The 10,211-nt window shown below is 66.6% G+C and carries 9 protein-coding genes; 3 read left to right on the top strand and 6 right to left on the bottom strand.

Translation table 11 applies throughout. The features are described from left to right. Window positions 1–73: 73 nt before the first annotated feature. Genes JVH1_RS05805 through JVH1_RS05790 form a run of 4 tightly spaced genes read right to left on the bottom strand, consistent with a single transcriptional unit; the run spans window position 74 to window position 4,468 of the window. Window positions 74–1,033: a diiron oxygenase gene (locus JVH1_RS05805; protein WP_009479343.1), complete on the bottom strand. Its 960-nt coding sequence runs from the start codon at window positions 1,031–1,033 to the stop codon at window positions 74–76. Beyond that, on the bottom strand, window positions 1,030–1,962 hold the full coding sequence (locus JVH1_RS05800; RefSeq protein ID WP_009479344.1) for a prephenate dehydrogenase: 933 nt from the start codon (window positions 1,960–1,962) through the stop codon (window positions 1,030–1,032). The genes JVH1_RS05805 and JVH1_RS05800 overlap by 4 nt, the downstream gene beginning before the upstream one ends. Further along, window positions 1,959–4,031, bottom strand: a complete 2,073-nt coding sequence (gene pabB, locus JVH1_RS05795) for an aminodeoxychorismate synthase component I (RefSeq protein ID WP_043782018.1) — start codon at window positions 4,029–4,031, stop codon at window positions 1,959–1,961. The genes JVH1_RS05800 and pabB overlap by 4 nt, the downstream gene beginning before the upstream one ends. Then, the gene (locus JVH1_RS05790) at window positions 4,031–4,468 is read right to left on the bottom strand and encodes a chorismate mutase family protein (RefSeq protein ID WP_009479346.1); all 438 of its coding nucleotides are present in this window, start codon (window positions 4,466–4,468) and stop codon (window positions 4,031–4,033) included. The genes pabB and JVH1_RS05790 overlap by 1 nt, the downstream gene beginning before the upstream one ends. Before the next feature lie 231 nt (window positions 4,469–4,699). On the opposite strand from JVH1_RS05790, the gene JVH1_RS05785 reads away from it, so the two are divergent. Then, window positions 4,700–5,635, top strand: coding sequence for a triacylglycerol lipase (locus JVH1_RS05785; RefSeq protein WP_043782021.1), 936 nt, complete (start codon window positions 4,700–4,702; stop codon window positions 5,633–5,635). 27 nt (window positions 5,636–5,662) lie between these two features. Here the strand turns inward: JVH1_RS05785 and JVH1_RS05780 are convergent, their stop codons facing one another. Next, the gene (locus JVH1_RS05780) at window positions 5,663–6,358 is read right to left on the bottom strand and encodes a GntR family transcriptional regulator (RefSeq protein ID WP_009479348.1); all 696 of its coding nucleotides are present in this window, start codon (window positions 6,356–6,358) and stop codon (window positions 5,663–5,665) included. Window positions 6,359–6,405: 47 nt separating this feature from the next. Beyond that, entirely contained in the window at window positions 6,406–7,548 is a 1,143-nt protein-coding gene (locus JVH1_RS05775) for an acyl-CoA dehydrogenase family protein (protein WP_009479349.1), read from the bottom strand. A gap of 155 nt (window positions 7,549–7,703) precedes the next feature. Here JVH1_RS05775 and JVH1_RS05770 point away from each other — a divergent pair, with 155 nt between their 5' ends. Both JVH1_RS05770 and JVH1_RS05765 read left to right on the top strand, forming a co-directional pair. After that, window positions 7,704–9,236, top strand: coding sequence for an aldehyde dehydrogenase family protein (locus tag JVH1_RS05770; protein ID WP_009479350.1), 1,533 nt, complete (start codon window positions 7,704–7,706; stop codon window positions 9,234–9,236). 23 nt (window positions 9,237–9,259) lie between these two features. Then, window positions 9,260–10,192, top strand: a complete 933-nt coding sequence (locus JVH1_RS05765) for an oxygenase MpaB family protein (protein ID WP_009479351.1) — start codon at window positions 9,260–9,262, stop codon at window positions 10,190–10,192. The last annotated feature ends 19 nt before the right edge of the window (window positions 10,193–10,211 follow it).

Genomic DNA, 10,211 nt, shown 5'->3' with positions numbered 1-10,211 from the left:
TCTCCGCGGCCCGTGGTGGGGAGGCTCCGAGCCTTTCCACCACGTGGCCCCGTCTGTTTCCGTCGCCGCGGAGTCAGGCCCACTCGAAGGACATCTCGCCCGCGACGCCGAGGTGCTTGCACAGCTTGTGGATCCCACTGAAATCCTGGACCAGTGCGGATCGGCGGGTGTCGTGTTCGGCGTCGTCGATCATCGCCTGACCGCCGTCCAGGTCCAGGATGTCGACGATGGTGTGCCACGTCGAGTAGTCGTTGCTGCTGAATGCCGTCATCGCGTCGACGAGCCCGTCCAGGAAGTGGCGGCGGTCGTCGGGGCTCAGCGTGTCGTAGACGACGCCCGCGATGTCGTCGGCGATCGAGGCGTGACAGTACTCGTCGCGGTTGTGGAGGCGGACCGTCGCCCGGTTGACCGGCTGGATGACGTCGTTCTCGGAGATCAGGTCGAGGTAGGAGCTGATCGAAATCTCCGCCACCGTCATGAAGGCGAACGTGGTGATCGCTTGCTTCCTCGGGTCGGCGGCATCGGCGGTCGCCGCGCGTTGACGGCGCAACGTCAGGACGTCGGGAAGGGCGTTGTTCGGCATGGCCCAACCGCGTTGCCTGCGCGTGACCGCGCTCGCGTTCAGGTGCATGAGGGTGTGGTACTGCTCGTCGACCATCGCCTGGTGGACGGCCACGGCGAACGTGTCGCCGAGCCCGGTGTCCAGGGCGTCGTGCGCGACGAGGTCGAACCCGGGATTGACCACGTACTGCTCGATGTCCATGACGTTCTTGTTGAAAGCGATCCAGGCCCACGCCCGGAGCTGGTTCCGTTGCTCCTCGCGCATGCCGAGGAACCGATCGTGATCGGCGAAGGGCAGCAACTCGTTCGGGTAGTCCTGCTTGTCGAGATCGAACAGCGCGTCGAGGTCCGGTTCCGGCTTCTTCACGGTCGCCCGCTGTCCCCAGTTCCGGGCGAGTCGGGACACGACGGCGCTCTCCACCGGATCAGACGGGTCGTACTCCGGGAGCGAAGGAGTCTTCTGGGGCGTCATGACGAATCTCCATTCCTGTCCCACGACTGCGGCTGTCTGCGAACGAGATCGGTGAAGAGGTCGGCGCACAGCCGGGCGAGGGGTTCGCTCCGGCCGCCGAGCGTCGACGTCGAGCGGGACATGAGCGTGGCGAAATCATCGTCCGAGCCCTGCTCGATGGTTTCCGTGAGAGTGGTCAGCGCCGCGGCGAGCGCGCGGCGGGCCTCGCCCGCGAAGGGATTGCCCGCCTGGATGTCCCGGTAGACCTCCGGGACACCTCCGCCGACCCGCGCGAGGAGCGCGAGCGACACGAGGTGGGGAGGGGTTGCCACCGCGGTGAGTTCGGCGCCGTCGACACCGAGGTCCGCGAGCGCGAGGCCGAACGCGAGGACGCCGGCGTGGGTCAGTGCCTGGGTCGCTGCCGTGAGCCGGTCGTGGTGTTCGGCGTCCAGGCGGACCACCGACGACCCCCAGCCGGACAGCACCGACAGGAACCACTCGACCTCACCGCTGTCCCGGTAGGTCACCGCCGCGACGGGGCGGCCCTCCGGCCCGAGGGAAGGCGCGAACATCGGGTTGACGCCCACTGCGCCGTTGCGCAACGCGCTGTCACGCAGGGCGGCGTCGAATCGGGACTTCACGGACAGCGTGTCGACCAGCAGGGCGTGTTCGGGCAATTCCGCGACGACGAACGGAATCGCCTCCAGAGCGACGCTTTCGGGGATCGCGAGGATTACCGCATCGGCGGCGTGCACCACCGCCCGCAGCTCCGGCGACGGGTCGGTGACGTCCCCCTTCACCTGATCCGGGTCGGACCGGTCGGTGAATCGGATGTCGATGGTGCGCACCGTGTTTCCGTCGGCGCGCAGCCGAGCCGCCAGCATCCGGCCGACATCGCCGGAACCGCCGATCAGCGCGACGGTCCGGGGGGATGCGGCCGGGACGTTCACGGCCCGATCTCGTTCGGCCGGTCTGCCGTCACGGTCAGTGCCCGCAACATGGTGGCGGCCTTGACCATCGCCTCGTCGAACTCCTCCTCCGGGTCGGAGAGGGCGGTGATCGCGCCGCCGATGCCGAACGTCACCTCGGTATCCGTGGCGACGATCGTGCGGATGACGATCGACAGGTCGGCCGTCCCCGTCAGTGAGAAGTAGCCGATCGACCCGGAATACACACCGCGAGGCCCGGACTCGAGCCGGTCGATGATCTCCATGGTCCGGATCTTCGGGGCGCCCGTCATCGATCCGCCCGGGAAGGCGGCGCGAACGCACTCGACGACGGAGGCGTCGGCGCTGAGCGTCCCGCGCACGGTCGACACGAGTTGATGCACGGCCGCGTACGTCTCGACGTCGAAGAGCTTGGGAACGTGCACCGATCCGGGAACGCACACCCGGGCCAGATCGTTGCGCGTCAGGTCGACGATCATCAGGTTCTCGGCGCGGTCCTTCTCGCTGTCGAGCAGGTCCTGCCGCAGTGCCGCGTCCTTGGCGGGGGTCGCGCCGCGCGGACGCGTCCCCTTGATGGGTTTGGACTCCACCACCCGGTCCGCGCCGATCCTGAGGAACCGTTCGGGGGAGGCGCTGAGAACCGACAGACCGGCGAACTGGAGGTACGCGCTGTACGGGGTGGGGCTGATGGAGCGCAGCAACTCGAACGTGTGCAGGGGATCGATCGACTGGTCCACCGTCGCCATGTTGGTCAGGCACACCTCGTAGGACTCGCCGGTCCGGATCTCGCCGAGCGAGGTCCCGATGTGTTCGAGGTACTTGTCGTGATCGTGGCGCAGGGCGAGTTCGGCGGACTCCGGCTTCCGGATCGGCGACACCGCGGTCGGCGGGTTGTCCGGCTCGGCCAGCCGATGCAGCGCCACCTCCATCTCGTCGAGCCAGCGGCGCAACTCCGGATCGTCCTGGTGATCGCTCAGGCACAGCGCGTAGGTGCGCTCGCCGGAATGGTCGATGACGACCGCGCGGTCCGCGAACACCAGCGCGGCGTCCGGGGTGGGCGACTTGTGGGCCGCCGTGCCGCCGGTCTCGGCCTTCAGTTCGTAGCCGAGGTACCCCACGTAGCCGAGGCCGAACGGCACCCCCGGGAGGCCGGGCACCGACCGGGCCTGCAGTTGCCGCTCGAGGTAGTCGAAGAACGGTGCATGTACCTGTTCGACCGGCAACCCCTCGCGAGTGATCCGGACGATCGCTTCGCTGACGTCGTACGTGATGTATTCGGCGCGGGGGCCGGAACAATTGCCCATGATGGTGAACCGCGAATTCGGTTCCGATGCCGACGTCCCGTCCAGCCAGAACGCGTTGGGCCCGGACGCGAAGAGATCCTCGAACGTGGTGCGGGGATCGACTTCGTGGTCGACGCGCACCTGCTGGACCACGTACGGCGCGTGGGGAATCGGGATTCTGAGCATGGAACCGTGCGTGGATGTCCCGGAATGCGTCTGCGTGAGATCGCGGAAGTTCGCGAGCAGTTCGTGACCGAAGGCGGTGCTGATCGACTCGGGGTGGAACTGGACGCCCCACAGCGGACGAGTGCGGTGACGGACACCCATCAGCAGGCCGTCGGCGGTCCAGGCGGTGGCCTCGAGGTCGTCGGGGAGATCCTCGACGATCAGCGAGTGGTAGCGGACCGTCGGAAACGGTGACGGAATGCCCGCGAAGAGTTCGGAACCGTTGTGTTCGACGAGGGACACGCGGCCGTGCATCGGTTCGGGTGCGAGAACCACACTGCCACCGAACAGCTGACACAGCCCCTGATGGCCGAGGCACACACCGAGGACGGGGAGTGCGGTCTCCGTGATGACGCGCGCACTGATGCCGAAGTCCCGTTGCCGCTCCGGGCGTCCGGGGCCGGGGGAGATGACGATGTTGTCGAAGTCGGACCAGGGGATCGAATCCCACTCCACATCGTTGTGCACGACTGTGGGGGGTTCACCGTTCACCTCGGCCAGCAGGGTGAACAGGTTGTAGGTGAAGGAATCGTAATTGTCGACCAAGAGCGTCCGGGTACTCATCACGACTCGACATTCGCAGAGGGCACGGAACTGTGACGAACGTGGTGGTTGTCATGGTGGTCGTGGCGTCCGTTGTGGTGAGGGCCCTCGTCGGCGGGCTCCGCGTTGATCACGAGGTCCTCGAGCCTGCAGGTCTCGGCGATGAGAAGGTCGTAGAGCGAGTCGAAGAACTCCGGGGACAGTGAGTGGCTGTCCGCGTACTGTCGTGCCCGTTCGCGGACGATGTGGATCCGGCCGGGCTGCATCATGGCGATGTGCTCGCGTCGCTTCAGTTCGCCGATGCGCAGGCACACCTCCAAGCGCTGCCGGACCGCGTCGAGAAGGGTCGCGTCGACTGCGTCGAGTACGGCGCGCAGACCGTCGAGTGCCTGCTGCGCCGAGGCGTCAGAATGCTCTCCGGAATCGTCGCCGTTCCGCTGTTCTACGGAGAAATACATAATCGCCCCACTCACTCGATTGGCAGTAGTTTTCTCATCCCGACTATCGTGTGTCGTTGGTGGTTCGTTTCGGCGAGCCTTCCGGATGGCCGGGAGGACTGTCTGTGATCAGCCGAAGACGAATCGTGTGGGTTATCACCCCCCAGAGTCTCGATCTCAGGTTGAGACTTCGATGGACAGTTGGGTAACGTAACCTGAAGTCTATTTCCGTCAACTCAGGATACGAGGAATATGCGTATATCGTCGGCCGGTAGGGCCCTGTTGTTCGCGCTGGCAGGCATCGTGATGCTCTGCGGCGTGGCACCAGCGGCAGCGGATCCCGTGGAAGCGGAACCCGCACCCGCGGCCGACCCGTCGGTACTGCCGGGGGCGAACGACTGGAGCTGTAAGCCGTCCGCGGCGCACCCGCGCCCCGTCGTACTGGTGCACGGCACCTGGACCGGCATGGTGGGAACGTGGAAGGACCTCGCCCCGGCGCTCACGGCGGAGGGGTACTGCGTCTTCGCCCTCAACTACGGACAGGCTGCCGGTCTGACCGAAGGTAACCTGATGCGCATGTTCGGCGGCGCCGACATCGCGGAGTCCGCGCGGCAGCTCGCCGGATTCGTCGACCAGGTCCGTACCACCACCGGCGCTTCGCAGGTCGACATGATCGGGCATTCGCTCGGTGGCACGGTGTCCCGCCAGTACCTGCGGTTCGACGGCGGCGCCGACCGCACGAACCCCGCGCTGAACAAAGTGCACTCGCTCGTCACGCTCGGTGCCACCAACCACGGCACCAGCTTCGGGGACGTCCAGGCGCTCGGTGCAATTGCTCAGGCACTGGGCGTGCCGGTCACGACGCTCGCCGGTGTCGCGGTCGGGCCGTCCTACATCCAGCAGATGGTGGGCTCGCCCTTCCTTCAACTCCTCAACGCGGGCGGCGACACCGACCCGGGCATCGAGTACACGGTGGTCGCCAGCCGCAGGGATACTGTGTCGACCCCGCCGGAGAACACGTTCCTGGCGGCTGGTCCGGGGGCCGTCGTGCACAACATCTGGCTCCAGGACGGCTGCGAGACGAACACGGCCGAACACGGCCAGCTGACCACCGATGCGCGGGCCGTGTACATCATCCAGCGGGCGCTGGACCCCACCTACGGAGATCGCAACCCCGCACCGTGCTGACCCGGCGCCGGGGACCGGTAGTGCCGGTCAGTCCCAGATGCCGACCTCGTCGAGATGCGCGACCAGTCGCTGGGCGCCGTCGATGAAGTGGGCCTTGTTCTCGGCACCCACCACTTCGGCCTTCCCGTCGGCGAGGGCGGCGATGAGACGGCGATGGCTGTCGACCGCCGACTCACCCCAGGCCGGATCGGACGAATAGAACTGCACCGGGGTGTAGCGGGTGGCGCTGAGCAGGAACCACGACAGCTTGCTCGCGTCGGCAAGCCGGTTGATGACCCGGTGGAACGAGAACTCGAGATCCTCGATGCGGCCGGCGTCGCCGTCCTCGACGGCGCGCCGCAGCTTCTCGTTGATCGCGGTCAGCTCTTCCACGGCCTCCGGGGTGGCCGACCGTGTCGCGCGGACCGCGAGTTCCTCGGCGATCTGCCCCTGCAGCCAGAAGAGGTCGTGGATGTCGTCCCGGCTGAGCGGTGCGACGACGTACCCGCGGTGAGGAACCAGTTCGACGAGTCCCTCGCCCCGCAGGGTCAGAAGCGCCTCACGGACAGGTGTGACGCTGACCCCCAGGTCTGCCGCAGTCTCGTCGAGGCGGATGAAGTCACCCGGGCGAACGCCCCCGGACATGATCAGGTTGCGGACGTGCACGGCGACGTCGTCCGACAGCTGGGGTCGGCGGCGCAGGGTGCGGCCCGCTGGGGATCGTGACACGGAGGGCGATGCCATGGAGAACTCCTTCGATGCGGCAAACCAGCATAAACCGCAGGGGATGATTACAAGCCGTAGGTCTTGCCGATGATGTCGCGCTGAATCTCGTTGGTACCGCCGTAGATGGTCGACACGATGGTGGAGCGGACGTGCTTCTCCATGTCGAACTCGGTGGCGTAGCCGTACCCGCCCATCATCTGCATGCCCTCGAGCGCGACCTTTTTCGCCGTCTCCGTGACCTTCAGTTTGGCCATCGACGCCTCGCGGGCCAGCATCTTGTCCGGGTTCGCGTCGACGTCCTTGGCGACGCTGTAGACGAGCAGCTTGCAGCACTCGATCTCGGTCGCGAGATCGGCGATGCGGTGGCGCAGTGCCTGGAACGATCCGACGGGCCGCCCGAACTGCTTGCGCTGGGTGACGAAGTCGAGGGTGTCGGCGAACGCGCGCTGCGCGGTGCCGAGCATCATGGCGGCGAGGATCAGGCGTTCGAAGTTCAGGCCGGTCATCAGCTGGCGCCAGCCGTTGCCGACCTCGCCCACCACCGCGTCCTCGGGCAGGACGCAATCGGTGAAGTAGAGATCGTTGACCTCCTTGCCGCCCATCGTGTCGATTCCGCTGATCTTCAGCCCGCCGGTATCAGCGGGGACGTGGAACATCGTGAGGCCTTCGTGCTTGCCGTCGCCGCGCCCGGTGCGGGCCACGAGCAGGATGTTGTCGGCGAAGTGCGCGTTGGAGCACCACGTCTTCTGACCGTTGATCACCCAGCCGTCGGCGGTCTTCTCCGCGCGGGTGCTGAGGTTGCCGACGTCGGAACCGGCTTCCGGCTCGGACATCGAGATGGACTGTGATCGGCCTGCCACGATGCCGCGCAGCACGATGTCCTTCTGTGCGTCGGTCCCGAACTTCGCGTAGGCGCCGCCCGTGATCAGGGTGGGGCCGATGCCGCCGATGGGGGCCATGCCCATGGCGGCCTCCTCGAGCAGGATGCACATGTCGACGTGGCTGGCGGCCGAGCCGTCGTACTCCTCGGGAATGGTGATGCCCAGCCAGCCCAGCTTGGCCATCTTCTCGTAGACGTCCTGATTGTGGTTGTGCTCGCCGTGATTCGTCAGCCTGTCGCGCTGCTCGCGGGTGCCGCTCTCGCGCTTGCAGAAATCGGCGATCGCCGACGCGAAGTCCTTCTGTTCACTGGTGAATTCGACGCTCATGTCCGGGGGACTCCTCATGGTTGATTCGGCCGGCGAGTCGGTCGGCCGGAGTGACTGTGCGGGGCTTGCCGCGATGGGGTCTGCCGCATACTGTGATGTCCACTACATTACATCACATCACATATATTTGATGTGATCTCGAGGGAGGACAGACCATGCCACAGCAGGCGGAGACGACCGAGACGACGGCCGGCGAACAGCCCGCAGCCCCGACGGAGCAGGCGCCGAAGACGTTCGCGTCCCTGGACCCGCGCAGTGGCAACGTCCTGGCCGAGTACCCGATCCAGGGGGAGCCGGAGGTGCGCGACGCTGTCGACGCGGCCCGAGCGGCCGCGCAGTGGTGGAACGCTCTCGGATTCGACGGCCGCAAGCAATGGCTTCTCGACTGGAAGAAGTCCGTCGCACGAGACGGTGAGCAGCTCGCCGCACTCGTCGCCGCCGAAACCGGTAAGCCGTACGACGACGCGCTCCTCGAAGTGATGCTTGCCGTCGAACACCTCGACTGGGCCGCGAAGAACGCGGGCAAGGTCCTGAAACGGCGCAAGGTGCCGTCCGGCCTGGTCAGCGCGAACCAGGCCAGCAGCGTCGGATACGAGCCGATGGGTGTGGTCGGTGTCATCGGGCCGTGGAACTACCCCGTCTACACGCCGATGGGTTCGATCTCCTATGCGCTGGCGGCAGGCAATACCGTGGTCTTCAAACCCAGCGAGCTGACCCCCGGGGTCGCGGTGTGGCTCGCCGACAAGTGGAAGGCGCTCGTTCCCAACCAGCCCGTGCTGCAGGTGGTCACCGGAGACGGATCGACCGGCGCGGCGCTCGTCTCGGCCGGGGTCGACAAGATCGCCTTCACCGGATCTGCCGCCACCGGCAAGCGCGTCATGGCCGCGTGCGCCGAAACGCTCACCCCCCTCGTCGTCGAGGCGGGCGGCAAGGACGCCATGCTCGTCGACGCCGACGCGAATCTCGACGAGGCGGCCGGCTTCGCGGTGTTCGGCGCGATGGGCAACGCCGGACAGACGTGCGCCGGCGTCGAGCGCATCTATGTCGTCGACTCGGTCTACGACGAGTTCGTCCGACTGGTCGCCGAGAAGTCGAAGGTCCTGCACCCCGGCCCCCGGGACGCCGCCTACGGTCCGATGACGATGGCCGGCCAGTCCGACGTCGTCCGCGGCCACGTCCAGGACGCACTCGACAAGGGCGGATCCGCGGTGGTCGGCGGACTGGACTCCATCAAGGACGGCTACGTCGGGCCGATCGTGCTGACCGGCGTTCCCGAGGACAGCACCGCGATCCGCGAAGAGACGTTCGGCCCCACGGTCGTCATCAACAAGGTTGCCAGCCTCGACGAAGCGGTCACGAAGGCCAACGGCACCACGTTCGGGCTCGGCGCATCCATCTTCACCAAGGACGCGACGAAGGCGATGCAGGCTGCCGAGAAGCTCAGGACCGGAGTCGTGACGATCGGTTCGGTGCTCGGGTTCGCCGGTGTGGCGGCGCTGCCGTTCGGCGGTGTCGGAGATTCGGGCTTCGGCCGCATCCACGGCGCCGACGGTCTGCGTGAATTCAGCCGGGTCAAATCCATCGCCAGGCAGAAGTTCGCGGCTCCGCTGAACCTGCTCACCATGCAGCGCAAGTCGCGGGACATGAAGATCTCGGCCTGGATGTTGAAGAACCGGCACGGACGCTGATCACACGGCAGGAGGGTATTCACATGCTGATGAAGACCAAGCGCGCCGACAGCGGCGCGCCGGGCGGGATTCCGCGGGGCAGGCACGGCTGGCAGCGCCGCATCGAGGAACTCGACCCGGTTCGGGATCACCAGGAGATCCATCGCATCACGGCCGGCTACGAATTTCCGTGGGACTACCAGCGATCCCTCGAGTTCGCGCTGTTCCGGACGTACTGCGTCCCCACCATTTCGGAACTGCTGCAGCGCACCGGTGAGTTCGAGAAACGACCACAGAAGCGGTACGACGACACCGCATTGCTGATGGCCGAACTCGTCGAACACGGCTACGACTCCGAGCGCGGCGTCGAATCGCTGCGCGTCGTGAACCGCATGCACGGCAAGTACGACATCGACAACGACGACATGCTGTACGTGCTGACCACCTTCATCTACGAGCCGATCGACTGGATCGACCGCTTCGGGTGGCGGCGGCTGACCCCGAACGAGCGTCTCGCGTGTTTCCATTTCTACCGTCAGGTGGGAATCCGGATGGGAATCAAGAACATTCCCGAAGATTTCGAGGCCTTCTACCGGTTCAAGGTCGACTACGAGCGGCGGCATTTCCGGTACACCGACGACAACCATCGCGTCGGTACCTACACACTGAAGCTGTTCTGCTCCTGGTTTCCGGCGCCCGTCCGGCCGCTCGTCGCTCAGGGGGTCTACGCCCTCCTCGACCCGATGATGCTGTCGGCGTTCGGGTTTCCCGCCGCCCCGGTCTGGCTGCAGAACGCTTCCCGCCGTGCGCTGGGGATCCGGGCGAGGTTCGTGCGCTACCTGCCGCCGCGGCGGGAGTCCAAGGCCGCCCGGGATCGGCACAACCGGAGCTACCCCGGATACCCGGTCGGCTACCGTCCCCGGGACCTGGGGGCGGAAGGCGACAATCACCGTGGAGCCCGTCGACGGGTCGCATGACGGGCTGTGTCCCTGGGTG

It is taken from the genome of Rhodococcus sp. JVH1 (assembly GCF_000280725.2).
Lineage (GTDB): Bacteria > Actinomycetota > Actinomycetes > Mycobacteriales > Mycobacteriaceae > Rhodococcus_F > Rhodococcus_F jostii_A.
Note: the sequence above shows the minus strand (reverse complement) of the source record. Positions and strands in the feature narration are given on the sequence as shown.

Bases quoted from the DNA above. Each gene is read 5' to 3' on its own strand.
- JVH1_RS05805 (WP_009479343.1), bottom strand. From the start codon at position 1,033: ATGACGCCCCAGAAGACTCCTTCGCTCCCGGAGTACGACCCGTCTGAT.
- pabB (WP_043782018.1), bottom strand. From the start codon at position 4,031: ATGAGTACCCGGACGCTCTTGGTCGACAATTACGATTCCTTCACCTAC.
- JVH1_RS05790 (WP_009479346.1), bottom strand. From the start codon at position 4,468: ATGTATTTCTCCGTAGAACAGCGGAACGGCGACGATTCCGGAGAGCAT.
- JVH1_RS05785 (WP_043782021.1), top strand. From the start codon at position 4,700: ATGCGTATATCGTCGGCCGGTAGGGCCCTGTTGTTCGCGCTGGCAGGC.
- JVH1_RS05780 (WP_009479348.1), bottom strand. From the start codon at position 6,358: ATGGCATCGCCCTCCGTGTCACGATCCCCAGCGGGCCGCACCCTGCGC.
- JVH1_RS05775 (WP_009479349.1), bottom strand. From the start codon at position 7,548: ATGAGCGTCGAATTCACCAGTGAACAGAAGGACTTCGCGTCGGCGATC.
- JVH1_RS05770 (WP_009479350.1), top strand. From the start codon at position 7,704: ATGCCACAGCAGGCGGAGACGACCGAGACGACGGCCGGCGAACAGCCC.
- JVH1_RS05765 (WP_009479351.1), top strand. From the start codon at position 9,260: ATGCTGATGAAGACCAAGCGCGCCGACAGCGGCGCGCCGGGCGGGATT.